Source organism: Zobellia roscoffensis (assembly GCF_015330165.1).
GTDB classification, from domain to species: Bacteria; Bacteroidota; Bacteroidia; order Flavobacteriales; family Flavobacteriaceae; genus Zobellia; species Zobellia roscoffensis.
In genome coordinates this window covers 4,950,915-4,977,861 of sequence record NZ_JADDXT010000002.1, presented here as the reverse complement: position 1 = coordinate 4,977,861, position 26,947 = coordinate 4,950,915, and the positions used below count along the sequence as shown (strand labels likewise).

Here is a 26,947-nt window from a genome sequence, read left to right as displayed (position 1 = left end):
TTTCCATTCCGAACAGGGAAGTTAAGCCCGTCAGCGCCGATGGTACTGCCAATAGGTGGGAGAGTAGGAAGCCGCCTTACTTCGAGGTCCCGATCAGTTCATTCTGATCGGGACCTTTTTTTTTGGAGACAATCCAACTTCATAATACATCCCCTTAGCATTCTCTACAAAACAGCATTCTGTTGTACTGTATCTTGCATCATTTGCGTTAAAAATTTGCCATTTATTGATAATTATTGCTGAATAGTAAGTTAATATTAGGTGTGATTCTTACACTTTTGTATTTTTAGCTTCGTGTAGTTTTTGCTAGAATACTACATGAACCCACTAATGAAAATACTTTAAAAAACTATCCAGTAATTTATTTTTTGATTTCATACCATACCCATGAAAAGAACTGTACCAATCTTTATTTTAAGTGCATTGTTGTATTCCTGCACAGAAAAGGAAAGGAAAGTAGAAGTGGCAGAATCAGCGCCGCAAGAAATTTCGCTTCCTTTTGAATGTATATCGCTCAATGATTTTGACGATTTTAAAAAAACGTCAAGTAATTGGAGCATCGGGGGCGATGTATATGTAGACCGTTTAAAGGATAAACAAATCACGGTTTCTGATGGTTCCGGGGTATTGGTGAATATTCCCGATAGCGAGTACAAAGATCATATCTTCACCAACTTTGAACACGGTGATATAGAACTTGAAGTTGATGTGATGATGCCGAAGGGTTCTAATTCAGGACTATATTTTCAAGGTCGCTATGAGGTACAACTTTTTGATAGTTGGAAGGTGGAAGAAGCTACTTTCTCCGATATGGGAGGTATTTACCAACGATGGGATGCCAGCAAGGAGAAAGGGAGTGAGGGCTATGAAGGTACTGCTCCAAGTATGAATGCGGCAAAAGCGCCAGGATTATGGCAACACGTTAAGGTCGTTTTCCATGCGCCGCAATTTGATGCGTCGGGCCAAAAGGTCAAAGATGCCGAATTTGCGGAAGTCCGCTTGAACGGGGTACTTATCCATGAAAATGTTCAAGTTTCTGGCCCTACACGTGCGGCTATTACTAATGATGAAGTGGTAAAAGCGCCATTGATGATACAAGGTGACCATGGTGCCGTAGCGTTTAAAAACTTCTCCTATAAACTTTACGGAAACCCTAGGTTGTCATTTGTTGATTTGAAAATGAAAGAGTTTAAGAGTAAAGTTGATAAATTGCCAAATGTAGATACCTTAACTCCAATTAGGGAGATAACTACAGATACTATATCCGCTACCATGGCAGAAGGAGATAAAGTTACTAGAATACTAGATTATCGAGGTAAATTATTAGTTCCTGTTAGCGGTGATTACCTATTTGATTTTAGATTGAACCAAGCAGGTGGCCTACTTATGATAAATAATGATACAGTAGTTAATCGTGATGGCAATTTTATAGTGGATACTCTTGGTTTAGCTAAAGTATCATTATCAAAAGGAGAAGTTCCTTTTAGGCTTATTTATAACAAGCATAATCCATGGGTAATAGGGTTTAGTCTATATGTAGAAGGGCCTGGTGTGGAAAAACAGGCACTACATGCGGCTAGTTCTCTTAATGAGAAACAAGGTGCTCTGAATAGAAAGATAATGGTAGAACCTACGGATAAAGCTGTGATGCAACGTAGTTTTTTAATGCATAGTGATGAGAAGCGAACGCATTGTATCTCTGTGGGTACCCCACAGAAAATAAACTATGCATATGATTTAGCTTCGGGTTGTTTACTTGAAGTCTGGAGTGGAGATTTTTTAGACGCTACTCAAATGTGGCATGCTAGAGGAATCAGACAATTGGGAGATCCGGTTGGTTTTGCAGTTTCTTTTCATGGTACACCAGAATTTTCATCCTTAGCGTCGGGTGGTTCTGATTGGCCAAATACAGTAACGGAAGAAGGTTTGCAGTTTTCTGAAGGGTATGAGTTAGATAAGAATGGTATTCCTTTATTTATCCGAAATCTAGAATCTAAAATAATCAAAGATAAGATGGAACCCTCTTTGAATGAACGCAAGTTGAATAGAACAATATCCTTTAGTGGAGAAGGTGAAATTTGGCATAAGGTAGCTTCGGGAGAAGCCATAGAGAAACTTCCAGATGGTTCGTATATTGTTAATAATGAGAGTTATTTTGTTGTCTTTTCAGATGATAGTTTGGCTCCAATAATTCGTAAATCAAATGGAACTGACGAGCTATTGGTAAAAATTCCAACAGGTGAACAAAAGGTTGAATATAGTATCATTTGGTAAAAAGAAGCACATGCAGACTTTATATAAAACAGTATTTTTTTTAGTTCTATTTAGTAGTTATCAATTTGTTGCAGCACAATCTGCAATGGCCAAAAAAGAAGCCCAATTTTATGACATCATAGACGTTCCAATTCCAAAAGACGTTGTTTTAGAGGTTGGAGGATTAGCCTTGACAGATGATGACAAGCTTGGAGTTTCTACAAGAAGAGGAGAAGTTTGGGTAATTGATAAGCCCTATGGTAAATCTCCAAATTATACCAAATTTGCAAGTGGTATGCACGAGGCACTGGGCCTTAATTACAAGGACAATAGTTTTTATCTCGCCCAAAGGGGGGAATTAACACGGCTTACTGATAGGGACAATGACGGTGAAGCAGATGTGTATAAAACCATTTATTCTTGGCCATTATCCGGTAATTATCATGACTACTCCTATGGTCCAAAATTTTTGGAAAATGGTGATATGTTAGTAACGTTAAACCTTTCATGGATAGGGCATGGGGCTAGTTTGGTAAAATGGAGAGGTTGGATGTTGCAAATCACTCCCGACGGAGAAATGACTCCCATAGCAACAGGATTACGTTCACCTTCCGGATTTGTACTTAATGCTGCAGGAGACGTTTTTTATTCTGAAAACCAAGGAGATTGGGTGGGTTCTGGTCGTATAACGCATTTGGAAAAAGGAGATTTTGCAGGTAACCCTGAAGGTTTGGTGTGGAGCGGAGACCCAAAATCGCCTTTGAAATTGAAAAAAGAGGATATTGAGGAGCAGTCCGGTCTCAGTCTGTACGAGTACTCTAAAAAGGTACCTGAATTAAAAGCGCCGGCAATATGGTTGCCGCACACCATTTTAGGAATCTCTACATCAGATATGATTTATGACACTACCAAAGGTCAGTTCGGACCTTTTGAAGGTCAGATGTTTGTTGGTGATCAAGGTCACAGTAAAATCATGCGGGTTTTCATGGAAAAGGTAAATGGTGTTTATCAAGGTGCTGTTTTTCCTTTTGTAGAGGGATTTTCTTCTGGTATTTTAAGAATGCTATGGGGGAGTGACAACAGTATGTTCGTAGGTATGACCAGTAGAGGTTGGTCATCAACAGGGAAAAAAATGTTCGGATTACAACGGTTAAAATGGAATGGAAGGATTCCCTTTGAAGTTAAAACAATGAAGGCTCAAGCTGATGGGTTTCTGCTAGAGTTTACGAAGCCTATAAATAAAAAGATAGGAGCTGATAGCTCAAGTTACCAAATTACGACTTTTAATTATTTGTATCATAATATGTATGGAAGTCCGATTGTAGATCAGCAAAAAGCTGTAGTTACGGAGGCTGATATCTCGGATGATGCCCTTTCTGTAAAATTGAAAGTAAATGGTATGCGTTTGGGTTTTATACATCAATTGAAAATACCTGAATTAAAGGCTACTAGTGGAGAGAAGCTTTTGCATGATGTTGGGTATTATACGTTGAACGAAGTTCCTGGAGGTAATTTACAATCCCCTCCTATTGAAAGTAAAACAGGAAAAAATGGATTGGTTCAACCTAAAAGAGTAAATGAAATGCCGTTGACGTGGGTAAACGGTCCTGATGAAAAAATAGTGATTAGTACTAAGCCGGGGTTAAAATATGATATTACTGAACTTAAACTGAGAAGAAAATCTAAGGTGGCCATAACATTCAATAATAATGATGACATGCTGCATAATTTAGTTGTAACGGAAAGAGGGGAAGAGTCGGTAAATAAAGTGGGCGATTTGGCACTGCATTTAGGATTGGATGGTGCGGATTTAAATTATGTTCCAGATACGGATTTGGTTCTTGTTCACACCGGAATTGTTCAGCCAGAAACTGACGAAACTATTTATTTTGATACACCTAAATTTGCTGGTGAATACTGGATTGTTTGTACCTTTCCAGGACATTCGGGTTCCATGAGGATTAAACTCATAGTAGAGTAATTGTTGCCCTGAATGTGCTAGTAGTCTTGCTTGCATGAACGAAAGATTAGTTTTCACAAAAGAAGAAAAATTTAATAGCGTCTCACATGGAATTGGGGCGCTATTGGCTTTTGCAGGAATGATAGTTCTGTTTGTCAAAAGTGGAAATAAAACATCTTACGCCACATTTTCCATTTTACTTTATTCAGTAACCTTAATTTCTATGTTAGGCGTATCAGCAATATATCACCTTACCACAAATCCTTGGTTAAAAAATAAATTAAGAGTAACGGATCATATCAATATCTATTTTTTAATAGCGGGTACATATACGCCCATAGCTCTTATCACTTTGTTTGAAGGAAATGGATGGCTAATTTTCTATGTTATTTGGGGAATTGCCATGTTGGGTACATTATTTAAATTATTTTATACCGGTACATATGAATTCTTGTCCTTAGTGCTCTATGTGGTCATGGGGTGGTTCATAGTTTTGGATTTCAATAACCTTCTGAATAGTGTGCCTCAACAAGGTATTTGGCTGTTGTTTCTTGGAGGTATTTTGTATACCGTCGGCATTATTTTTTATGCATGGGAGCGTATTCCTTTTAATCATTTTATATGGCATATTTTTGTTATTGGCGGTGCTACTAGTCACTGGTTTCTTATGTATTTGTACATAGTTTGATGTATCTTTAAGCGATATAATTATTTGCATAAAGTTTTCTTATAGAATGAAGTATTTTAAATCCCCGATTCTTTTTGGTTTCCTTATTATTTTATTGTCTAATTGTAATACTTCTTATGATGAACCTCGCATTTCTTTGGAAGGTTATAAGGTAGAATCAGGGTTTGAATTAGATGTCATTGCATCAGAACCGTATTTAAAAGCTCCTGTTGCTATTGATTTTGATGATCAAGGAAGAATCTGGGTGGCTCAAATGCCGGGTTATATGAATGACATGCAAGGTAGTGATGAGACTAAACCTAACGGGAGTATTGATATTTTAGAAGATTTAGACAATGATGGCGTTGTAGATCATGTCAAGACATTTTTAGACAGTCTGGTGATGCCAAGAGCTTTGGCTCACGTTTACGGAGGGCTTTTGTATTCAGAACCCCCATTTCTTTATTTTACTGAAATTAAAGATGATAAACCGGTGAATAGGGTTGTGGTAGATTCTATTTATGCAGTAGAGGGAAATCCTGAGCATCAGCCTAACGGATTGATGATGAATCTTGATAACTGGATTTATAATGCAAAATCTAACTTTCGCTATCGTCGTGTAAACGGAGTTTGGAAAAAAGAGGCAACTACCTTTAGAGGTCAATGGGGAATAAGTCATGATAATTTCGGTAGACTTTATTTTAATGATAATTCAAGACAGTTGTTAGGAGATCATGTTCTGCCAAATGTATTGGTAAGAAATAAGTACTTTACGCCGCAACAGGGGGTAAACAGGATGTTAACCACCGATCAGCGGGTTTATCCTGTGCATGCTACAACTGTAAATAGGGGCTATGCAAAGGGGGTTTTGAACCAAGATAGTATTTTGGTCAAGGCTACAGCCGCTTGTGCACCATTGGTGTATAGGGGCGGGGCTTTTCCTCAAGAATATGATGAAAATGTATTTGTGTGTATTCCTGAAGGTAATCTTATCAAAAGAAACCTGCTCACGTTTACAGGAGACTCTACCATTGCAAAACAAGCTTATGAAGGTAAAGAGTTTTTAACCTCTACGGATGAAGGTTTTAGGCCTGTAAATTTGAATAATGGTCCTGATGGTAGTATGTATATTACTGATATGCACCGAGGTATGATCGGTCATCACGCGTATTTGAGTCCATATTTGAAGAAGAAAGTAGAAGTGAACAAATTGGATACACTTGTAAACTTTGGGCGCATATTACAAGTAAGAAAAGTGAATCAAGTTCATGAGCCGGTTCGTGACTTTAAAAAGTTAGGTTCTACGCAACTTGTTGCATTGTTAAAAGATAAGAATGGATGGGTTCGTGATCGTGCGCAACAATCGCTGGTATATCAACAACAAAAAGAATCTGTAGATGAATTAAAAAATCTAGTTGGCGATGTTCAAAATCCTTTAGCTCAATTACATGCACTATACGCGTTAGAAGGTTTAGGGGCTTTGTCATATGACTTTCTTAGCGAGGTAGCCCGTAATGGCACAACTGACTTAACAGCCCATGCTCTAGTTCTTATTGAGCCATTTCTTAAAGAGGCTGATATTGATAAAAGTGAAATCTTGGTTACTGAGCTTTTAGCAAAGAATGATGTAACTGTGGACCTTTACTTAAGTAGTGTTATAGGGAGTTTAGTTTCTTTGGACAAGGAACGGTTTATGCCTGTAATGGAGGAATTAAGTTCAAAATATGCTGAAAAACCAATTTTTACGGAAGCTTTGGCTAGTGGAGTTCAAGGAGATGAAGGTGCGGTATCGGACGCTTTAAAGTCTAAAAACGAAAGACTCTTAAAAGCACTGGCGTTAAGCGAGGAAAAGAGAAAGGAAGACAAAGTCAATCCAATATTTGCAAGGAAGTCGTTAATAGAAGATACAAGAACTAGCGGTGCTAAAATGTTTTATGAGATTTGTGCATCATGTCATGGTGTTAACGGTCAAGGTATAGAAGGGCTGGCACCACCTCTAATGGGGTCGGAACATGTAGCGGATACAGAAAGATTAGGTCTGATTATTCTACATGGTCTTGAAGGACCTATTACGGTTAAAGGTGAACGTTATGATTTAAACCTTGCAATGCCTGGTCTTATTCGCAACGAAGATATTTCAAACAAAGATATAGCTGATATTATTTCATATGTAACGAATGCTTTTTCGGATGAGCCCAAACGATTATCGCTTGATAAGATTGAGGAGTTACGTAACACCAAGCCTGAAAGTGGAGCAGAGTACACAGAGCAAGAGTTATTGGACTATTCTAAGAAATAGTTGTTGTATCAGTTTATTTCTTCTGTTATTGCTCCTTCTGGTATTTCAAAAACGGTTTCATCAGAAATTTCGTTTAGAAAGTGAATATCACTAATCAATCTAATGTGGTTGGTACTTTCACCTACATCATTATTTTTCCATTCAAAATTCTCTAGTTTTGTGGGCATCATTACACCTTGAAGCTCTTGGTAGTTTGAGTATATCTTAGCAGAATTTATTCCGGCATTTTCCTTGTTAAAAAATGAAACGGAATACGTAAGAATTTCTAATCTAGAAGTTTCCGGGTCTATATACAGGTAATAGATATCTTCTGGTGTAAGGCCTATTTCCGAGCTGAAGGTGATTTTTAGTGTCTCGTATGATTTTCCATTAACTACAGAATTACCTTCATCGGTGGCGATTACTCCTGGGTCTTTCAGCAAAAAGGGAATCCCGATGAAATAAAAGTCAAGATTGTAGTAAAATGAAGCTGATTTACCTGGGATTTTGGAGGCATCTGGAAATGCCCAAGCTGTTTTTCCGTCAAAACCGACTTCAAAATCCTTTGATTTTAAGTAGGCTCTACGGTCCTTTATATTCGTTAGTTGCTTTACTTCTCTACCTTTTTCATTAACAGTATAGCTCAAGGCAGTAAAAGAATTCCATACATCTATACCGCCATGTGCGGCAATGCATCGATCAAGTAAACTTATGGTTTCGGTAGTATCCGTATTTGAAACCGGAGTAATGTCTGTTTGTGTTTCGGTGGAGTCCTTCTTTTCTTCCTTGCAAGCAATGGAAAAAAAGAAGGATAAGACCAATATAAAGAGGAGTTTTACTTTCAAAATTCTAATGTTTAAGCAAAACTACTTCAATGATATCTATTTTCCTATTGGAGAATCGTCACATTCTAAATCACCAACCACATACTGCATTCCATCTAAGAAAAACTGAAGCAGTTCAGGATGGTCCAAGCTCTGTGCATTGTGAGAAGGTGAGCTGTAAAAAACGCGACCTTTACCATGTCTCTTGATCCAAGAAACATAGTTAACTTTTTCATCTACTTCCTTTTTCATACCTTCTAACTTATCTATTTCAATATAAAGTAAGGGTCTAAAATTATAATCAAAATAGGCATTGTTGAAAAAATAAGGCTCATCTACATGTGTAAGTCCATTCCCTTTAAAAGCTTGTACTAATGGATGTTTAGGGTCCACTTCTTTAACGTGCATTTCTTGTTGTTTAGGGTGGTAATCAAAACTGCCCCCTGTCATTTTGCTAAATTCGTCAGAGTTGTTTTGAACCGTAATGGCACCGTGCATTATCATTAATCCACCGCCTTTAGCAACGTAATTCATGATGTTCGTTTCATATTGTTTTGATAGTGCTGTTATTTTGTTATCGGAAAGATTAGAATTCATTTGTAGTAAATCCCAAAATAAATCCCTTTTAGGTCCTGATGGATTACAGTTGTTAAAAACGATTGCATCATATTTCTTTAGGTTCTTTTTTTCAAAACTCTCAATGTCATACCCAATATGTATTTCAAAAGCGTCCGATTTTGTGCCGAGTATTTTTAGCATTTCTGCATTATGTGGAATGGTCCAATGGTCGAACCCTGTAGCTTTAGAGAAGACTAATATTTTCTTTTTGGATACATTTTTTACGGTAGTTTCAGAAGGCGCCAACTGTTCAATTTTAGCAAGCCATTCATCTGTAATTTTAAATTCTTCAATATGTTGAGAAAAAATGAAACCACTAACAAATAAAAATAGGATGGTAATGTTCTTTTTCATGGGTGATAATTGTGTTTTAGAGTCTTGTAGATTCTCTTTTAATTAATTTATGTTTAATGAGGATTTGGTCTGCAGATTGGATGTTGATAGAACCACTAAGATGACTGATGATGCTCTCTCCTGCTAGAATACCCATTTTGTAACCGGGATATTCAATAGTTGTTAAATTGGGTGATATTACTTCGGAAACAGGGTCATTGTTAAACCCGATAATTTTTATGTCCTCAGGAATTTTGTATCCTTCCTTTTTCAATTCTTTTATACAGTGTACCGCAAATGTATCGTTCGATACAAAAATACCATCTACCTTATGTTTGGAGTCTCTGATGCGCTCAACAAATTTCTGTACATTCTCTATGCTAAGGTCACTTTCGTATAGGTTCTCTTTGTGAAATTCTATACCATTTTTGTGCAGCGCCCTTTGATATCCGTCAAACCTATCTGCATATACATTACGTTTTAGACTACCGCTTATATGAACTATATTTCTACAGCCCTGCTGAATCAAATGCTGCGTAGCGTCAAAACCTGCGGCATGGTTATCTATAGAAATAGTAGGACAGTTGGGGAGATCACAGACCCTGTCAAAGAATAGAAGAGGAATTTTTCTGTCCGTATACGTGGTGAAATGATCAAAGTTTTCAGTTTCGTAAGCCAGTGAAACAAGAAGAGCATCCACACCACTGTCAAAAAGGGTTTTTGCATTAAGTTTTTCCTTTTCTTCAGATTCTAAAGATTGGCTAATAATAAGGTTGTACCCAACATCATTTGCAATCTTTTCAATACCGGATAAAACCGTAGACATAAAGTTAGAATTCAACTTAGGGACTATAACTCCTATAGTATTCGATTTTTGCTTGCTGAGATTTGCAGCGAACTTGTTCATTCTATAGCCTGTTTCCTTGGCTACTAATAATACTTTGTCTTTTGTCTTCTGGCTAATTGCCGGATGATCATTTAAGCTTCTGCTGACCGTGGCCGGAGAGATGTTTAATTTCTGTGCCAGGTCATAAATCGTGATTTTCTTTGCCATTTGGTTAGTGCAAGTTTACTGCAACAATATTACGCAACAAATCGAAATATACAAGCCTAATTTCTAATTTATTACATTTTTAGATTTAAATTTAATGGATTTGGTTCTGTTTTGGTTAGTAGAAATGAATAATTATCCATTTTTACGTAATTAATTTACGCAATCGGTTGCGTAATTCATAATATTTTATAGTTTTGTTTCAAGTCAACCAGATTTAAATAATCCAACTCAATTTAATTCACTATTTATGAAACAACTATTAAGCGATTTTAAGCTATTTAAGCGAACGTCACTTCTCTTCGGGCTCGTGCTATTTTATTGTCTATCTGCATTAGGTCAAGAGAGTTTTACAGTTACGGGAACCGTAATTGATGATTTTAATGCCCCGTTGCCCGGAGCTTCGGTAGTGGAAAAGGGAACAACTAATGGTGTCTCTACCGATTTTGATGGTAATTATTCCATTTCTATAGCTAACCCTAATGCGGTTTTAGTGATTGGTTATATAGGTTATGCAGAGCAAGAAATTCCTGTTGAGGGTAAATCTAAAATTGATGCTTCAATGGTGGCAAGTGCGTCAACCTTAGATGAAGTTGTTCTTGTAGGGTATGGTGCTGTTAAGAAAAAAGATTTGACAGGTGCTATATCTCAAGTAGAGGCAGATGATTTGGCTGATCAATCAACCAATTCGGTTACTGATGTGTTACGAGGTAATGTTGCGGGTCTAAGCATAGGGCTTTCATCAGGCCCTAAAGGTGTAAGTAATATTAGAATTAGAGGTAATAATGGGCTCTCGGCAGGTTCTAATCCTTTAATCGTTGTTGATGGTATTATATATAATGGAGATTTATCCGATATAGCTCCGTCTGATATTGATCGTTTGGATGTAATGAAGGATGCTAGTTCTGCCGCTGTGTATGGGGCAAGAGGATCTAGTGGTGTAATATTGATTACTACAAAAAGAGGAACAACAGACAAGCCTACTATAAATATTAACTCTAGTGTTGGTGTTGCCACAGATGCTTATAAAGAAACGCCATATGGTCCTGAAGGTTACGCAAATTGGAGAACGGATGTGTTTAAGAGTATCAACCCTCAATTAACAATAGATAATCCTGGACGCTATGATAACCCTAATAATTTACCAGCAGGAGTTACAGTAGAAGAGTGGTTGGCATACGATGGTTCCGCTGGTGATCCAACACGAGCTTGGTTAAATCGTATTGGTTTTCAAGATGTTGAAATCAATAATTATTTGGAAGGAAAAACTATAGACTGGTATGATCGTATTATTAAAACAGGTATAAGAAATGACATTAATACAAGTATTTCAGGAAGAAATAACGGCCTTAATTATTATTGGTCTATAGGTCGTACATCTAATGAAGGTATATATGAAGGTGAGAAATTTCAAACTCTACGATCTCGTTTAAACCTTGATGCAGACATTAATGATTGGTTAACTGTAGGTATGAATACCCAGTTTGCAAAGCGTGATGAAGGTTTTATTGCAGCAGATAGGTTGCAGATAGAACGATCTTCTCCTTATGGTTCTGAATTTGACGACGAAGGAAATCCAAGATTGAGCCCTCAAGATGACAGTGGAGCAGGGGCAACAAATGCTTTTTTATCCCAACAGTTTACTGATTTAATAGATCTAGAACATACATTTAATTCCCGAGTGTATGCTAAAGTAAAACTGCCACTAGGTTTTACGTATGAATTAGGGTATACCAACAGGTTAGAATTTAGAGAATATTATAGGCATTTGCAATCTGCTAGTCCTCAAAATGTGGTTGGGGAAAGTCAGCGTACTAACCGAAAAATTGCAGAATGGCAGTTAGATAATATTTTAAGATGGAACAAAACCATAGATAAACATCAGTTTGATTTAACATTTTTGGCATACGCCGAAAAGTTTCGTTCTTACTCTACAACAGCCAATGCAACAACCTTTGAACCAAATGATGCATTAGGGTTCAGTAGTCTTGAATTGGGTACAATCCCTACCGTAAGTAGTGAAGATCAAACTAGTACAGGTGATGCTTTTATGACAAGGTTTAATTATAACTATGATTCTCGTTACTTATTGACATTAACAATGAGAAGAGATGGCTATTCCGCCTTTGGTGCTGGTAATAAAAGAGGTTATTTTCCTTCAATAGCTGCGGGTTGGACAATCTCCAATGAAAGTTTTTTTAATTCAGATTTCATAAACTTTTTAAAACTGAGAGCAACGTATGGCGAAAACGGTAATAGAGAAATTGGTCGCTTCGTTTCTTTATCACGACTAAGTGCGGGAAAATATTTAAATGCCAATGAAAATGGAGAAGTTTTTACCGTACCAACTTTCAATAATGTTACACAAGATAGTTCTGATTTAAAATGGGAAACAACCAAAGCGGTAAACTTAGGTCTTGATTTTAGCTTGGCGGAAGGTATTGTAGAAGGATCCATAGAGGCTTATAGAAATATAACTACAGATTTACTTGTTGAAAGAAGGTTGCCGGATATTATAGGTTTTCCATTCGTATATACTAACCTAGGAGAAGTCGAAAATAAAGGGGTTGAATTTACTCTTTCAACACTTAACTATGATAAAGAGAATTTTAATTGGACTACGAGTTTCAATTTTTCTTTAAACCGAAGTAAAATTAATGAGCTTTATGGAGATTTAGACGAAAATGGTCAGGAACTGGATGATATTTCAAACAGATGGTTTATAGGAGAGGCTTCTGATGTAATTTGGGATTATGAGGTGTTAGGTGTTTTTCAGGAAAACGAAGCAGAAGCTGCCGCCGCTATTGGTCTAGCTCCAGGAGACTTTAAACTTAACGATGTAAATGGCGATGGGTTGTTTACGGATGAGGATAAAAAGTTTATAGGGCATAGAACACCAAGATTTCAGGCAGCAATGTCTAATCGCTTTACTATGTTTAAAAACATAGACTTCTCTTTTGAAATGTATTCTAATTGGGGGCAAAAGCGATTGTTTAATGAAGCCAAAAACAGAAATGGCTTTATTGATAGAACAAACTCAATTCAAACCCCTTATTGGACGCCAGAAAACCCAACTAATGAATATGCTAGATTGTTCTCTAGTGATGGTAGTGCAAGCTTTAATGTTTGGAGAGATGCATCTTTTATAAGGTTAAATAATGTAACCTTAGCCTATCGCTTTCCAACAGATTTAATCCAAAAAATCGGAATTGAAAAATTACGGATTTACGCCAATGCTAGAAACCTTGCTGTATGGGCACCTCATTGGGATTTTTACGACCCAGAGCCCACTGATATAGAAGGAAGAAATTCGAACGGGAGTAATAACCCCACTTTACCAACCCCAAGATTCTTTACGGTAGGGTTAGACATAAGCCTTTAATATTCTAAACAAAGAGACAATGAATACAGAATTATATAAATTTCGAAAAGCGTTATTGGGTTTGACCTTTATTTTCGCCATGGTCTTTGTATCATGCGAAGAAGAATTTTTAGATGCAGAACCTCAATCTTTCTTTACCCCGGCCAATGCCCTCAACAATCCTGACGGGCTGAATAGCCTTCTCAATAATGCTTTAGCAAGACTAACTTCTGAATTTTATGGAGATGGTGCTCCAATTATTACAGAGAATATATTTTCAGAAGTAGCGGTAGAGGGAACAACTGATAAATCTGGCCCAGCGCAAGATTTGAATTTGTTAATATTACCCGATGCAAATTTAAATAGTGCCAATTCAAATAGAATTGGGTGGTATTGGAATCTTTTCTATGAATCTATAAAGTTTACTAACACTGTTGTTGATAGAATTGATGATGCTGAATATGAGAGTGATGCCCAACGTAGTGAAATTCTAGGAAAGGCGTATTTTCTACGGTCATACTTTTATTATCGACTTACACAGCAATTTGGAGATATACCTTTTGTTTTAAAAGAGGAAAAGGAGCCAAAATTAGATTTCACTAGTACAACGAGAGAGACCATTTTAAATAGTATTCAATTAGATTTGAATGCAGCGGTAGCAATGGTGCCTGAAGTGGCAAATAAAGGAGATGTAAATAAAGCGGCTGTTTTGCACTTACTAACAAAGGTAAATCTAGCTTTAGCAGATTTTGATGCCGCTATTGCATCTGCTTCTCAGGTGATAGATGGTAGTTCATTCCAACTTATGACAGATAGGTTTGGTTCTACAGCATCAATTGTAGAGAAAGATGTTACTTGGGATCTGCATAGGCCTGAAAACAAAAGTTTACCAGGTAATACAGAAGGTATTTTAATGTCCATTAGTCGGTTAGAGTTTGAGGACAATGGTTCTCGAGCACCAACAAGTATTCAAAGGCAGGCAGTTCCATTATGGTGGCGTTTTATCAATACGCCAGATGGACAAAACGGCATGTCGGATGATCCCAACGCAGAAATTAATCAAGTATTTGAGTATGGTAGAGGTATTGGTAGAAATAGGGGAACTCATTATAGTACGGAGCAAATTTGGAAAGATGCTAATAATGATCAACGGTTCAAGGACGGCAATTGGGTAGAGATGGAAGATTTGGTGTACAACGCCCCAAGTTTAAAAGAAGCGGGAAATTCCTTTTACGGTAAAAATCTAGAGCTTTACCTTCCGGACGGCACTCCACTTTGTTCGGATACTATTCGTAATTGGTATGATTTTCCTCATTACAAATTTTCTATTCCTGACCCATTGAATGTTAAGCCTGCCGGAGGACATTCGGACTGGTATGTTTTCCGTATTGCAGAAACTCATTTGTTACGAGCGGAAGCCTATTTCTGGAAGGGGAATATGGCTGCAGCTGCTGAGGATATCAATGCAGTGAGAAGAAGGGCTGATGCTGATGATATTCCTGCTTCAGAAATAAATATAGACGTAATTTTAGATGAGCGCGCTCGGGAACTATATTATGAAGAACCTAGAAAGACAGAGCTTACCCGTATTGCTTTCATTTTTGCTAAAACAGGTAAAACTGCATATAACGGAGAGAGTTATGATATGGATAATTTTTCTCAGAAGAATTTTTGGTATGATCGAATTATGGAGGTGACAGACTTTTATAATAAGGGAGTGAAAACTATACACGGAGATGAATACACCATGAGTCCGTACCATATTCTGTGGCCTATTCCGGCTTCGGCGATAAATGCAAATACACAGGGGCGTATCAATCAAAATGAGGGATATCCCGGTGCAGAATTAAATATAGCACCGCTTACCAGTGTTCCTGAAGAAAGCGACAATTAATTAGTAGTTTGTTTGAGTTAGTTTTTGTTTAAATTCCGTCATCTAAAGTAAAGTTCATGAGTAGAATTCTTTTATTAATAACATTAATTGTGTTGTTTTCATCCTGCACAGATGATAAATCGATTCAATTTTCTTTAAAAAAAGATGGCGGAATTTTTTTAGCACAACCGGTTAGTTTCGACTTGACCAAAGCAGAGGTTGCTCAAATCGATATAAAAAAACCAATGGTTCTTTTTCAAGAGAAAGAAGGAAAATCTGTTGAGATTCCTTTTCAGATAGATGAAGAAGAAAATCGAATTTGGTTTGTGCCTACCGATGATACTCAAAATTATCGGTTGCAAAACGGAAGTCCATCTGCAAAATCGGATGGAGGCATTTCAGAACAAAAACAAGGGGGGAGTTTGCAGCTTAATTTTCAAAACAAGCCCGCTGTTTCCTATCGGTATGAAATGACGTATCCACCGGAAGGTGTAGATTCTATTTTTAAAAAATCAGGATATATTCACCCGATTATCACACCAAAAGGAGATACGCTTACTCGTATACAACCAGATGACCACTATCATCATTATGGACTTTGGGGTCCGTGGACACATACACAAGTAGATGGGGAAAGGGTGGATTTTTGGAACCTTGGTGATGGTATGGGTACCGTACTTTTTAAAGAGTTCAAGGACACTCAATCTGGAGATATCTTTTCGTCCTTTACGGCTGCTCAAGAGCATATAGATTTAAAAACTAAAACGGAACCTCAGGTGGCAATGAACGAAGCGCTTGAAGTTAAATTATGGACCTTAAACCGTCCTGACCGCTATATGTTCGATTATACGACGCGGTTCAACTCTCCATTAGAAAACGGAATTTTATTTGAAGCATACCGCTATGGTGGTGGAATAGGTTTACGATTTAACGAACGGTGGAAAGCTGATAATTGTTCGGTTTTAACTTCTGAAGGTAACGACCGTTTAACTGCCGATGGAACCAATGCCAAATGGTGCATTGTATCTGGTACTTCTTCCGATGGAAAAGGCACAAATGGAATTCTGTTTATGAGTCATCCAACGAACAGAAAGCATCCTGAACCCATGAGAATATGGCCTATTGATGCTAACGGAGGTAGAGGTGATATGTTCTTTGAATTTTGCCCTATTCGTCATGAAGAATGGAAAATAGAACCCAATAAAGATTATGAATTGAATTACCGAATGGTTGTTTTTGATGGTACTTTAAATGCTGAGGAGGCAGAAGCGTACTGGCAGTCGTTCGCAAAACAGAACCAAGTAGAATTAATCAATAAATAGAAATACCGAATACCACGATGGAAAGAAGAAAATTTATAAACAGAACAGCTTTAAGTACCGCCGCTTTAGTAGGTTTTCCTAGTATTGTACCGGCTCATGTTTTGGGTAAAAATGCACCCAGTAATAAAATAAACATAGGTCAGATAGGTTGTGGGCGTATTGCTAGGAGCCACGATATTCATGATACAATCAGGTTTGATCAGGCAAATTATTTAGCCGTTTGTGATCTTGATTCCAAGAGAGCGGCAGACGCTAAACTTTTGGTAGATGGTTTCTATCAGAAAAAAACGGGCAAGGCTAAGTATGACCGTACAAAGGTTTATGATGATTATAGAGAAATGCTTTTGAATAAAGATATTGATGCCGTAGTAATTAGTACACCGGACCATTGGCATTCGCAACCCGCTATGGAAGCTGCTTTGGCGGGAAAAGATATTTACCTTCAAAAACCTACATCCCTAACGGTTAGGGAGGGACAGCAATTAAGAGATGTTATTCAGAAAACGGGTGCCATTCTTCAGGTAGGAACACAGCAACGTGCCATGCCTCAATTTAGAATTGCGGCAGAATTAGTGAGGAATGGGCGCATTGGTAAAATACATACCGTAAAAATTGGTTTGCCCGGTGATCCTGCAGGTCCTGAGGCACCTGCAATGCCCGTACCGTCAAACCTGAATTTTGACATGTGGTTGGGGTCTACTCCAGAAGTTCCTTATACGGAAATTGGGGTGCATCCTCAAGCCGACTATAGCAGACCGGGATGGTTGCGCTCACGAAATTATGGAGCGGGGATGATTACCGGTTGGGGTCAGCATCACTACGATTCTGCCGCATGGGGTATGAATACAGAATTAAGCGGACCAGTATCCGTGGAAGCTCTAGCAGAATTTCCAAAATCGGGATTATGGAATGTACATGGAGATTTCTTCGTGAAGCATGAATATGATAATGGTATTACCGTTTACACCAGTGGCGGCTATACCAACGGAATCCGTTATGAAGGTTCGGATGGATGGATTTTCGTCTCTCGTGGTTCGTATCAAGCTTCGGCTACAGACCCAGTGGACAAAGAAAAGAGTAGTAAAGCGTTAAACGCTTCGGATCCTAAAATTTTGGAATCCGTAATCGGTGAAAATGAGATCCACTTAGAAAAAATTGATGACCAACATGGTAACTGGTTAGATTGTATCAAAACCAGAAAAGCCCCTATCTCTCCTATTGAAAAAGGACATAAGGCTTGTGCTATTTGCTTGATTAGCGATATAGCCATGCAGTTTGATAGAAAACTGGAGTGGGATTATGATAAAGAAGTATTTATTAATGATGATGAGGCCAATGCCATGTTGCGCCGCGAGCAAAGAAAACCTTACGGAACGGATACCGTAAAGTATTAAATTAGGAAAAGCCCGTTCATTGCGAACGGGCTTTTTAAACCGCTCACAAAAAATCTATTATATAGATTGAAGTAGCTTTTGCCCACCTTTGGTAAAAGCCAAAGACTAACAACCCATATATGAAAAAGAATATTGCATTTTTAGTTTTACTGCTCGGAATTGCTTGTGGTGAAAAAAAAACAGTTGATAAAATGGTTGAAACCGATACACAAGCTAAAGTTAAGTTAATGACGTTGGATCCAGGTCATTTTCATGCGGCTTTAGTGCAGAAAACAATGTATCCCCAAGTAGATTCTACAATTTACCTTTTTGCTCCTGATGGTCCTGAAGTGAACGATTTCCTTAATAAAATAGATTCTTATAATTCCCGGGAGACGGACCCTACTGCTTGGAAAGTAAATAAATACTTAGGCGATGATTATCTGGAAAAGATGATTGCTGATAAACCTGGTAATGTGATGATTGTTGCTGGGAAAAATAGTAAGAAAATCGATTATGTTCTTGAGGCAGTAAAAGCCGGGTTGAATGTATATGCGGATAAACCTTTGGTGATTAATCCCGAAGGGTTTAAGAAGTTGCAGCAGGCTTTTGAGATAGCGGAAAAGAATGGAGTGTTGATTTACGATATCATGACCGAGCGTTTTGAGTCCACTACTTTAATGCAGAAAACTTTTTCAGATATACCTGAAATATTTGGGGAATTAATTGATGGTTCTGTTGAAGAGCCCGCTATTAGCAAAGAAAGCGTACATCATTTTTTTAAGTATGTTTCCGGTCAACCGTTGGTGCGCCCAGCTTGGTTTTTTGATGTGAACGAAGAGGGCGAAGGTATTGTAGATGTTACCACACATTTGGTAGATTTGGTTCAGTGGGAAGCTTTTCCGAATCAGATAATCGACATTACTAGCATTAATATGGTGAAAGCCAAACGCTGGCCTACCGTATTGACCAAAGAAGAATTTCAGAAAGTTACGGGTCTTGATTCCTATCCAGAGTATTTAGAAAAGGATATAGAGAATGATAAGTTGAATGTCTTTTGCAACGGAGAGATGATATACAACATCAATGGAAAGTACGCCAAGGTTTCGGTGATATGGAATTATCAGGCGCCAGAGGGTACAGGGGATACGCACTACAGTATCATGCGGGGTACAAAAAGCGACTTGATAATCAAACAGGGAGAAAAAGAAGGCTATAAGCCAACTTTATACATTGCACCGAAAGAGCAAGACGGGTTTGATGGACTATTGAAAACCGCTATTGATGATAAGATAACCGCTCAGTTTGCTGGCACGACCATGGAAAAAATGGATAACGGAACGTATCGCATAAACATACCCGATGAATTTAAAATTGGTCATGAAGCGCATTTTGGACAGGTTACGGAGAACTATCTAAAATATTTGGAAGCCGGAGAATTACCAGAGTGGGAGGTGCCCAATATGATCAGTAAATATTACACGACAACAAAGGCATATGAACTGGCGAAGAAATAATACATATGAACGAGCTTTTTGATTTAAAAGAAAAAACAATAGCCTTGTCTGGTGGTACGGGAGTTTTAGGTGGTTCCATAGCGGAATACCTTGTACAGAATGGTGCTCGTGTGATTTTATTGGGAAGATCTCCTGATAAACTGGACGCCAAGCGTGAGGCGTTAAATACGATCAGTGAAAAAAGTGCTGCTTCATACGTTGTTGATGTTATGAAAGAAAGCCAGCTAATTAGCCTTCGTGAAAAAATAAGGGACAATCACAGTAAAATAGATGGCTTGATAAATTTGGCTGGAGGTAACCTTCCGGGAGCTACATTGCAGCCTGATCAGACTATTTTTGATATTTCGTTGAGCGATACAAAAGAAGTGGTTGATTTGAATCTTTTTGGTAGCGTACTGCCAACCATTGTATTGAGCCAGTTAATGGCAGAGCAAGGGAAAGGCACGATAATAAACATTTCTTCCATGGCTTCTAAGCAGTCCATAACAAGGGTGTTGGGCTATTCTATGGCCAAAGCTGGTATTGATATTTTTACTAAGTGGATGGCAGAAGAACTGGCTACTAAATTCAGTGATAAAATTAGGGTTAATGCCATTGCGCCAGGCTTTTTCATTGGAAATCAAAACCGAAAAATTTTAATTAATGAGGATGGTTCCCATACGGAGCGAAGCAAAAAAATTCTGGCAAAAACACCTATGAACCGTTTTGGTGATGCCTCCGAGCTCAACGGAATGGTACACTATCTTTTAAGTGAAGCCTCTTCTTTTGTCACGGGAACAGTATATGATGTAGATGGAGGTTTCAATTCTTTTACCGGAGTTTAGATGGAATACTTAAAGAAAACATACCGCTGGTTTGGACCAAATTTTGGGGTGACTTTAGCTGATATTGCTCAATTGGGAGCAGAGGGTATAGTTACGGCTTGCCATAGCTTGGCTACAGGAGAGGTTTGGCCGGAAGAGACAATATCGGACATTAAATCTGAAATAGAAAAACACGGTATGGAATGGTCCGTTGTGGAAAGTGTGAATATTCACAATGCTATAAAATATGGACTGCCGGAAAGAGATATCTATATTCAGAACTACATTCAAACCTTAAAAAACCTAGCGAAGCATAACATTTATACTATTTGTTACAATTTTATGCCGCTTATTGATTGGACTCGTACCAACCTTGATTACCAGTTACCCAACGGGACTTCTAGTTTGCTTTATGACCCAATTGCCATAGCTGCATTTGATCTTTTTATTTTACAACGGGAACGTGCTGTTGAGGTATATGAAGAGCAGGTTATTTCTAAAGCGGAAGTCTATTTTAAACGTTTGAAAATTGAAGAAAAGAAAGCATTGGAAAGTGCTGTTTTGGCTGGTTTACCAGGTAGTAAGGAACCAATTCCTATGTCCGTTTTTAGGCAAAACCTGGCCGCGGTGAGTCAAATTTCAAAAGAAGAGCTTCGGGAAAATCTGGTGTATTTTCTTAAGGCTATACTACCCGAAGCCGAAAAGTTGGGTATTAAAATGGCGATACATCCAGATGATCCGCCGTTTTCGGTTTTTGGTATTCCACGAATAGCTTCTTCCTATGATGATTTTCAGTTTATTAAAGACTGTTACCCTTCAATTAATAATGGTTTTACTTTTTGCTCTGGTTCTTTAGGTGCATCGGCCAAAAATGATTTGGTGAAAATTGTGGAGGATTTTGGAGACCGTATTCATTTTGTTCATCTAAGAAATGTACAGCTAAATACCACAGGAGAATTCTATGAGGCGGAACACCTTAAAGGTACGGTGCCTATGGCAGCAGTTATGGAAGCTTTTATAACAGAGCAGCTAAAAAGGATAGGTTCAGGTCGTACGGATATAGCTATTCCTTTGCGGCCCGATCATGGTCATGTTTTATTAGACGATAAAAAAAGACAACAAGAATTTTACCCGGGATACTCACTAATTGGAAGAGCTCTGGGTATGGCACAGCTTTCGGGATTGGAAAAAGGTATTCGTCATCAGATGAAGCTTTCCTGAGGCTATTCCAAAATCTCCCTGAAATCTTCAAAGAACAATTCTACTTGGTTCATTTGTTCGCTCAAAAATATCATGGTTTCTTGCCATGTGTTTTTATTATGAATGGATACGTTTTCTAGGGTAACGTATATTCTAGAAATCTCTTTCCCGTTGGATAAAAAAAAGGCTTCGTCAAAAATAGCATCTGGCAGGTAGTCTTCAGATTGAAGTAACGATTGCAACGATTGAAATTTTTCCCAAAGTGTAATGCGTTTTTCAAGGTCATCGGTTTCGATATCTATGGAAACCATCGCTTTTTTTAAATCGAAATGAAACTTAAAAACAAGGCCTTTTATCTTGGTGTTATAGAGTATCCACTTACGAGGATACGATTTGCCAAAGGCAACCCAAAAATCTTCGCGTAGTTTTTTTGACTCGGCTTTGCTGAACATTTTATAAAAGATAAGCGATTATAATGCCCAAGAGTATGGCTACTATTTTTCGCAAATTAAAGGTGTGTCCCTCTGAACTTTCAAAAAGTATAACCGTAGAAATATGTAAAAATACACCAATGACCAATGAATTGATTGAGGCAAAATACGTATCTGCCAATTGGGTGTGGTTCGCAATATAACTTCCTAATGGCGTCATTAAAGAAAAGATAGAGATAAACAAAAGCGCCTTGGTCAATGGTATTTTTGAGTTTAATAAAAAGATACTCAATATAATAGCTATGGGTACTTTATGAATTAATATGCCGTAAATAATTGTGTTGTGGTCATGTATAGGAAAACCTTCTAAAAACGAATGAAGACAAAGACTTCCGAAAAGTAACCATGGGAAAAGCTTTTTGTCTTTATCTAAATGTACATGACCGTGTTCTGCTCCTTTGGAAAAATACTCCAAAATAATCTGAAGTAAAATTCCCAACATTACAAAGAGTCCCACATTCTTAGGGTCTCCGTGTTCATAAACTGATGGGAAAAGTTCAAACAAGGTAAGGGCCAATAAAAAAGCACCACTAAAGGCCAAAAGAAGCTTAAAATGACTTTTGTTATTAGGTTTTACCAGGTATACAAAGGCAAAACTCAAAAGAACGGCAAAAATTGGTAAGGCGTAATTCATTAACGGAAAATCGTTTTATAGGGGCTCTTAGTCTAAGAAATTTAATAATAATTACAGCTATAAACCCGCATTTTTCAGTTTTCCGAAAGAGCAATTTTGTTCTTTCAATAGAGAAAGAGCGAACGGCATTTTAGAAAGCAGAGGGTAGGTTCTTATTTCTCCGGCTAAAATACTGTATTTTTGCGGCAACTTTAGAATAAGACATGGGTAAAAATTTTAAAATGGTTGCCAAGACCCTCTTTGGTTTTGAAGAGATATTGGCTAAGGAAATTCGTAACCTCGGTGGAGGTAATGTGGTTGAAGGAGTTAGAAATGTAGCTTTTGAAGGGGATACCGGCTTTATGTATAAGGCCAATTTATGTTTGCGAACCGCCATTAAGATTATAAAGCCTATTCACTCTTTTTCTGTACGTAGTGAGAATGACCTGTATAAAAAGATTTATGCCATGGATTGGGCCGAGTATCTTTCCGTGGACACCACTTTTGCCATAGATTCTACAGTTAATTCTGATAATTTTACGCATTCTCTTTATGTATCGCAAAAGGTGAAAGATGCCATAGTTGATAAGTTTAGGGATATGGATGGAAGTCGCCCTAGCGTAGACGTAAAGTTTCCTGACGTGCGTATTAATATCCATATTCATAATGATCATTGCAATGTGTCCTTGGATAGTTCAGGGCGTTCGTTGCACCAACGCGGTTATAGGACGGCTACGAATATTGCGCCTATAAATGAAGTGTTGGCAGCAGGACTTTTATTGATGAGCGGATGGGACGGTCAATGTGATTTTGTTGATCCTATGTGCGGTAGTGGTACTATGTTAACCGAGGCCGCTATGATTGCTTGCAACATACCGGTAAACATTAATAGAAAGGAATTTGCTTTTGAAAAATGGCATGATTTTGACCAAGACCTTTTTGAGAAAATTATAGAAGTCAGTCTGAACAAAGTTAGGGAGTTTCACCATAAAATTGTGGGTTATGATAAAGCTCCTTCTGCGGTGCGAAAGGCAACTGACAACGTTGAGAACGCCAACCTCTCTGAATACATTTCTGTAGAGCGAAAAAACTTTTTTAATACGGAAAAGTTCACGGACGGGAAGTTGCATATGGTCTTCAATCCGCCATACGGGGAACGATTGAATTTGGATATGGAAGATTTTTACGCATCCATTGGAGATACATTAAAACAGAAATACCCAGGTACTGAAGCTTGGTTCATAACCTCAAATATGGAAGCTCTTAAATACGTAGGACTAAGGCCTTCCCGAAAAATAAAGGTTTTCAATAGTCACTTAGAGTCGCGTTTAGTGAAGTACGTAATGTATGAAGGAAGCAAGAAGGCCAAGTATATGAACAAGAACAACGATTAAGTAAATCTTTGTAAACCACCTTTGAGATGTAAATAGGAACGACTATTGTCTTTGCGGTCGCTCTTTACCTTCAGGTTTTGGTTCAGGTTGGGGCTGCGGAATTTCCTTTTTTGGTTCGTTTTTCTTTTTGTATAGGGGGATAAGGTAGCTCATGGAGAAATTGTAGCCTATTCCAAACCTACTACCATCGGTAACCTTATTAAAGCCCGGAACGAAGAGGTCGTCCAATTCATTTTCAGGTCTTTTGTTCGTTATTAATATGGCCAATCTAGCACTTGCCCCTAAGTAGAGGTTGCTAAAAAGTTCGGCTTTTATACCTGCTACGAATTCTAACCAAGATTTATTACGTCCTTCGTATTTTCCAAGTGCATCACTGCCAGAGGCAAAATCATCCGGATTCCAATAGCGGTTGGAGTCGAATATTTTATAGGCATTGAGTTCTTGGCTAAAAGTACTAAAAGCATAGCGCCCACCAATATATATCATGTTTTGTTCGCCATACCAGTTTCCATAGGTATTGTAATCAATTCCCACTTTAATATAGCTTCCAGATGTGGTGAACGTATATAAATCACCATCCGGATTATCAATATCCGCACCAAGAGGCGTCCCTATTGTTTTTTCTTCGTTACCGATTTCGGCTGCTAAATACAGGTTTTGGGTAAGTCTGTAGTCCGCTACTAATTCCAATCCGGTATACTCATCCTCAAAAAAGGAGGTTGCAAGCCTGCTCAGATCAACACCAATTCTAAGACCGTATTTTTGTTTGTATACCGTAGTGTCCTTTTTATTGAGGTCAATAGGTTCGTTCTGAGAGAAGCCCACAGTAACTACGAAAAAGAAAAAAAGACTAGTGAAATATCTTAACATGGGCAGAAGCTGTGTTTTCAATAAGTGCATTATCTACGTCTATGGTCTCAATCCAAACGGAGTCATCCTGTTTAACCGTAGCCGTTAGGTTTTCAAAATTAGCAATATAACCACAAGCTCTAGATTCGTAAATTTCTTTAATATCATAGCTAAAAGTTAGCGTATCTATATTAATATCATCAATACTTAATTGTCTGGATAAGGCAAATGTAGTACTGCTTGCGTCTACTCGTAATGGTAAAACAATGGAATCCAATGCAATATTGTCAATGGTATCTTTACCTTCATTTTCTAAAATGCCCCATACAATTAGGTTTTGAACATCTTTAAACTCTGTTGGGTTGAGCGCATCATAAAAGCGAATGACCAATTGGGGTGTATCTGCATCCGTACAAATATCATCTTTTTCGCAGGCGGAGAAAGAGAGAATTCCTAAGGCGATAATAAAAAGTATTTTGAGTTTATTCATAAAGCTATAGCTTTTTCAAAAGTACAATATTTTCAACATGATGTGTTTGCGGAAACATATCTACCGGTTGTACTTTAACTACTTGGTACATCTCCTTCATTAATGCCAGGTCACGAGCTTGTGTTGCACTATTACAGCTTACATAAACCACTTTTTCAGGAGCAATGTTCAAGATTTGCTGCACTACATCTTTGTGCATACCATCCCTTGGAGGGTCTGTAATAATAACGTCTGGAGTACCGTGGGTATTAATAAATTCTTGATTGAAAACATTTTTCATGTCCCCTACAAAGAAATCTACATTGTCAATTTTGTTTCGCTCAGCGTTAGCTTTTGCATCTGCGATGGCTTCGGGTACCGACTCGATACCTACAACTTTTTTTGCTTTTTTAGAAACGAACTGGGCTATGGTTCCTGTACCTGTGTAAAGGTCATAAACGAGTTCGTCACCTTTTAAATCTGCAAACTCACGTGTAAGTTTATACAGTTCGTAGGCTTGTGCGGAATTAGTTTGATAAAACGACTTGGCATTAATTTTAAACTTCAAGCCCTCCATTTCTTCAAAAATATGGTCACGACCAGAGAAACAAATAATTTCTTGATCATAAATAGTATCGTTTTGTTTCTGATTTATAACGTATAGAAGAGCCGTAATCTCTGGAAAGGTTTCTTTAAGGTGATTTAACAACAGTTCGCGTTTTGCTTTATCATCTTCATAAAACTGAACCATAATCATAAGTTCCCCTGTAGAAGCCGTACGAATCATAAGCGTACGTAATTGTCCGTGCTGATTTCTTGGATTAAAAAATGTGAGTCCGTTTTTGATAGCGAAATCACGGGTTTCTAATCTAATAGCATTAGAAGGGTCTTGCTGTAAGTGACATTTTTTAATGTCCAGAATTTTGTCCCACATTCCGGGAATATGAAAGCCTAGAGCATTTTTATCGGCAATATTCTCGTTAGATTGAATTTCTTCCAAAGTAAGCCAACGACTATCCGAAAAAGAAAATTCCATTTTATTGCGGTAGAAATACTGCTCCTCGGAACCTAAAATAGGAGTAGTCTCAGGCAACTCAAGATGGCCAATTCGTTTCAGGTTGTTTTCAACCTCCTTTTGCTTGTAAAAGAGCTGGTGTTCATAGCCCATGTCTTGCCACTTGCAACCCCCGCAAACACCAAAATGCTGGCATTGAGGTTCTACACGTTTATCGGAATAGGAATGAAAGGTGGTCGCAACCCCTTCAAAATATGCTTTTCTCTTTTTAGTAGTCTGTACATCAACAACATCACCAGGTACGGTATTGGTCAAAAAAATGACTCTTCCGTCGGGTGCTTTACCAATAGTTTTTCCCTTTGCACCGGCATCTACTACCTCAATGTTTTCGAATACCTGTCGCCTGTTCTTTCTTCGCATGCGGCAAAAGTAAGCATCCCATTGCATTTATTATAACTAAGATTACGATCCGGCTTATTAAAAATAGTTAAATCTGGTATTTGGTTACTTTAAGTACATTGGAACGAGTTGTTTTTACGAGAAGAATGATAATAAAAAAAGTCAAGAAACCCCATTACAAGGTTTCCCGACTTCACAAGCAGTTTAATTAATCGGGGGAACTACCACTTGCTTTTATTAAACTTATTTAAAATGTATGCCTTTTATACTAGACTAGTAAAAAT

Annotated in this window: 20 protein-coding genes and 1 rRNA gene; 13 read left to right on the top strand and 8 right to left on the bottom strand. The window is 37.9% G+C overall.

The window, feature by feature from the left end; genetic code table 11:
- The 5 genes from rrf to IWC72_RS20190 form a co-directional block, all read left to right on the top strand.
- Positions 1-80, top strand: a 5S ribosomal RNA gene (rrf, locus tag IWC72_RS20505); the annotation flags it as partial.
- A gap of 307 nt (positions 81-387) precedes the next feature.
- Complete coding sequence (locus tag IWC72_RS20205) at positions 388-2,274, top strand: family 16 glycoside hydrolase (RefSeq protein WP_194531052.1); 1,887 nt, start codon at positions 388-390, stop codon at positions 2,272-2,274.
- 10 nt (positions 2,275-2,284) lie between these two features.
- Complete coding sequence (locus IWC72_RS20200) at positions 2,285-4,234, top strand: sulfocyanin-like copper-binding protein (RefSeq protein WP_194531051.1); 1,950 nt, start codon at positions 2,285-2,287, stop codon at positions 4,232-4,234.
- Between the two features lie 34 nt (positions 4,235-4,268).
- On the top strand, positions 4,269-4,901 hold the full coding sequence (trhA, locus tag IWC72_RS20195) for a PAQR family membrane homeostasis protein TrhA (protein ID WP_194531050.1): 633 nt from the start codon (positions 4,269-4,271) through the stop codon (positions 4,899-4,901).
- Positions 4,902-4,947: 46 nt separating this feature from the next.
- Positions 4,948-7,179 carry a DUF7133 domain-containing protein gene (locus tag IWC72_RS20190; RefSeq protein ID WP_194531049.1) on the top strand — a complete coding sequence of 744 codons (2,232 nt, stop codon included), beginning with the start codon at positions 4,948-4,950 and terminating at the stop codon, positions 7,177-7,179.
- A gap of 8 nt (positions 7,180-7,187) precedes the next feature.
- Here IWC72_RS20190 and IWC72_RS20185 read toward each other — a convergent pair whose 3' ends face one another.
- Genes IWC72_RS20185 through IWC72_RS20175 form a run of 3 tightly spaced genes read right to left on the bottom strand, consistent with a single transcriptional unit; the run spans position 7,188 to position 9,987 of the window.
- Complete coding sequence (locus IWC72_RS20185; RefSeq protein ID WP_194531048.1) at positions 7,188-8,003, bottom strand: DUF6503 family protein; 816 nt, start codon at positions 8,001-8,003, stop codon at positions 7,188-7,190.
- Between the two features lie 36 nt (positions 8,004-8,039).
- Positions 8,040-8,954 (bottom strand): ThuA domain-containing protein, encoded by a 915-nt coding sequence (locus IWC72_RS20180; protein WP_194528016.1) that lies wholly within the window; start codon positions 8,952-8,954, stop codon positions 8,040-8,042.
- Between the two features lie 16 nt (positions 8,955-8,970).
- On the bottom strand, positions 8,971-9,987 hold the full coding sequence (locus tag IWC72_RS20175; protein WP_194531047.1) for a LacI family DNA-binding transcriptional regulator: 1,017 nt from the start codon (positions 9,985-9,987) through the stop codon (positions 8,971-8,973).
- 247 nt (positions 9,988-10,234) lie between these two features.
- Here IWC72_RS20175 and IWC72_RS20170 point away from each other — a divergent pair, with 247 nt between their 5' ends.
- From IWC72_RS20170 to uxuA, 7 genes are all read left to right on the top strand, one after another.
- Entirely contained in the window at positions 10,235-13,366 is a 3,132-nt protein-coding gene (locus IWC72_RS20170; protein ID WP_194528014.1) for a SusC/RagA family TonB-linked outer membrane protein, read from the top strand.
- Between the two features lie 19 nt (positions 13,367-13,385).
- On the top strand, positions 13,386-15,239 hold the full coding sequence (locus IWC72_RS20165; RefSeq protein WP_194531046.1) for a RagB/SusD family nutrient uptake outer membrane protein: 1,854 nt from the start codon (positions 13,386-13,388) through the stop codon (positions 15,237-15,239).
- 56 nt (positions 15,240-15,295) lie between these two features.
- Positions 15,296-16,540 carry a DUF6807 domain-containing protein gene (locus IWC72_RS20160; RefSeq protein ID WP_226979650.1) on the top strand — a complete coding sequence of 415 codons (1,245 nt, stop codon included), beginning with the start codon at positions 15,296-15,298 and terminating at the stop codon, positions 16,538-16,540.
- 17 nt (positions 16,541-16,557) lie between these two features.
- Positions 16,558-17,934, top strand: a complete 1,377-nt coding sequence (locus IWC72_RS20155; RefSeq protein ID WP_194528012.1) for a Gfo/Idh/MocA family protein — start codon at positions 16,558-16,560, stop codon at positions 17,932-17,934.
- A 119-nt stretch (positions 17,935-18,053) separates the two neighbouring features.
- Positions 18,054-19,430 (top strand): putative oxidoreductase C-terminal domain-containing protein, encoded by a 1,377-nt coding sequence (locus IWC72_RS20150; RefSeq protein ID WP_194531045.1) that lies wholly within the window; start codon positions 18,054-18,056, stop codon positions 19,428-19,430.
- 5 nt (positions 19,431-19,435) lie between these two features.
- Entirely contained in the window at positions 19,436-20,254 is an 819-nt protein-coding gene (locus tag IWC72_RS20145; protein ID WP_194531044.1) for an SDR family oxidoreductase, read from the top strand.
- Positions 20,255-21,454, top strand: coding sequence for a mannonate dehydratase (uxuA, locus tag IWC72_RS20140; RefSeq protein WP_194531043.1), 1,200 nt, complete (start codon positions 20,255-20,257; stop codon positions 21,452-21,454). It begins immediately after the preceding gene.
- Positions 21,455-21,456: 2 nt separating this feature from the next.
- On the opposite strand, the gene IWC72_RS20135 is transcribed toward uxuA, so the two are convergent.
- Both IWC72_RS20135 and IWC72_RS20130 read right to left on the bottom strand, forming a co-directional pair.
- Positions 21,457-21,885 (bottom strand): DUF4268 domain-containing protein, encoded by a 429-nt coding sequence (locus IWC72_RS20135; protein WP_194531042.1) that lies wholly within the window; start codon positions 21,883-21,885, stop codon positions 21,457-21,459.
- A 1-nt stretch (position 21,886) separates the two neighbouring features.
- A complete protein-coding gene (locus tag IWC72_RS20130) occupies positions 21,887-22,558 on the bottom strand; it encodes a ZIP family metal transporter (protein WP_194531041.1) in 672 nt (223 codons plus the stop codon).
- 203 nt (positions 22,559-22,761) lie between these two features.
- On the opposite strand from IWC72_RS20130, the gene IWC72_RS20125 reads away from it, so the two are divergent.
- Entirely contained in the window at positions 22,762-23,931 is a 1,170-nt protein-coding gene (locus tag IWC72_RS20125) for a THUMP domain-containing class I SAM-dependent RNA methyltransferase (protein ID WP_194531040.1), read from the top strand.
- Between the two features lie 42 nt (positions 23,932-23,973).
- Here the strand turns inward: IWC72_RS20125 and IWC72_RS20120 are convergent, their stop codons facing one another.
- From IWC72_RS20120 to rlmD, 3 genes are read right to left on the bottom strand one after another with little or no spacing between them, the layout of a single operon-like run.
- Positions 23,974-24,822 (bottom strand): DUF6048 family protein, encoded by an 849-nt coding sequence (locus tag IWC72_RS20120; protein WP_317171423.1) that lies wholly within the window; start codon positions 24,820-24,822, stop codon positions 23,974-23,976.
- The gene (locus tag IWC72_RS20115) at positions 24,782-25,270 is read right to left on the bottom strand and encodes a DUF6452 family protein (protein WP_194528004.1); all 489 of its coding nucleotides are present in this window, start codon (positions 25,268-25,270) and stop codon (positions 24,782-24,784) included. The genes IWC72_RS20120 and IWC72_RS20115 overlap by 41 nt, the downstream gene beginning before the upstream one ends.
- Before the next feature lie 4 nt (positions 25,271-25,274).
- On the bottom strand, positions 25,275-26,684 hold the full coding sequence (gene rlmD, locus IWC72_RS20110; RefSeq protein ID WP_194531039.1) for a 23S rRNA (uracil(1939)-C(5))-methyltransferase RlmD: 1,410 nt from the start codon (positions 26,682-26,684) through the stop codon (positions 25,275-25,277).
- Positions 26,685-26,947: the final 263 nt, after the last annotated feature.

What these genes read in the sequence shown, in the direction of transcription:
- IWC72_RS20175 (WP_194531047.1), bottom strand. Translation starts at nt 9,987, where the DNA reads ATGGCAAAGAAAATCACGATTTATGACCTGGCACAGAAATTAAACATC.
- uxuA (WP_194531043.1), top strand. Translation starts at nt 20,255, where the DNA reads ATGGAATACTTAAAGAAAACATACCGCTGGTTTGGACCAAATTTTGGG.
- IWC72_RS20125 (WP_194531040.1), top strand. Translation starts at nt 22,762, where the DNA reads ATGGGTAAAAATTTTAAAATGGTTGCCAAGACCCTCTTTGGTTTTGAA.
- IWC72_RS20145 (WP_194531044.1), top strand. Translation starts at nt 19,436, where the DNA reads ATGAACGAGCTTTTTGATTTAAAAGAAAAAACAATAGCCTTGTCTGGT.
- IWC72_RS20200 (WP_194531051.1), top strand. Translation starts at nt 2,285, where the DNA reads ATGCAGACTTTATATAAAACAGTATTTTTTTTAGTTCTATTTAGTAGT.
- IWC72_RS20170 (WP_194528014.1), top strand. Translation starts at nt 10,235, where the DNA reads ATGAAACAACTATTAAGCGATTTTAAGCTATTTAAGCGAACGTCACTT.
- IWC72_RS20155 (WP_194528012.1), top strand. Translation starts at nt 16,558, where the DNA reads ATGGAAAGAAGAAAATTTATAAACAGAACAGCTTTAAGTACCGCCGCT.
- IWC72_RS20205 (WP_194531052.1), top strand. Translation starts at nt 388, where the DNA reads ATGAAAAGAACTGTACCAATCTTTATTTTAAGTGCATTGTTGTATTCC.
- IWC72_RS20115 (WP_194528004.1), bottom strand. Translation starts at nt 25,270, where the DNA reads ATGAATAAACTCAAAATACTTTTTATTATCGCCTTAGGAATTCTCTCT.
- IWC72_RS20150 (WP_194531045.1), top strand. Translation starts at nt 18,054, where the DNA reads ATGAAAAAGAATATTGCATTTTTAGTTTTACTGCTCGGAATTGCTTGT.
- rlmD (WP_194531039.1), bottom strand. Translation starts at nt 26,684, where the DNA reads ATGCGAAGAAAGAACAGGCGACAGGTATTCGAAAACATTGAGGTAGTA.
- trhA (WP_194531050.1), top strand. Translation starts at nt 4,269, where the DNA reads ATGAACGAAAGATTAGTTTTCACAAAAGAAGAAAAATTTAATAGCGTC.
- IWC72_RS20190 (WP_194531049.1), top strand. Translation starts at nt 4,948, where the DNA reads ATGAAGTATTTTAAATCCCCGATTCTTTTTGGTTTCCTTATTATTTTA.
- IWC72_RS20160 (WP_226979650.1), top strand. Translation starts at nt 15,296, where the DNA reads ATGAGTAGAATTCTTTTATTAATAACATTAATTGTGTTGTTTTCATCC.
- IWC72_RS20130 (WP_194531041.1), bottom strand. Translation starts at nt 22,558, where the DNA reads ATGAATTACGCCTTACCAATTTTTGCCGTTCTTTTGAGTTTTGCCTTT.
- IWC72_RS20165 (WP_194531046.1), top strand. Translation starts at nt 13,386, where the DNA reads ATGAATACAGAATTATATAAATTTCGAAAAGCGTTATTGGGTTTGACC.
- IWC72_RS20180 (WP_194528016.1), bottom strand. Translation starts at nt 8,954, where the DNA reads ATGAAAAAGAACATTACCATCCTATTTTTATTTGTTAGTGGTTTCATT.
- IWC72_RS20135 (WP_194531042.1), bottom strand. Translation starts at nt 21,885, where the DNA reads ATGTTCAGCAAAGCCGAGTCAAAAAAACTACGCGAAGATTTTTGGGTT.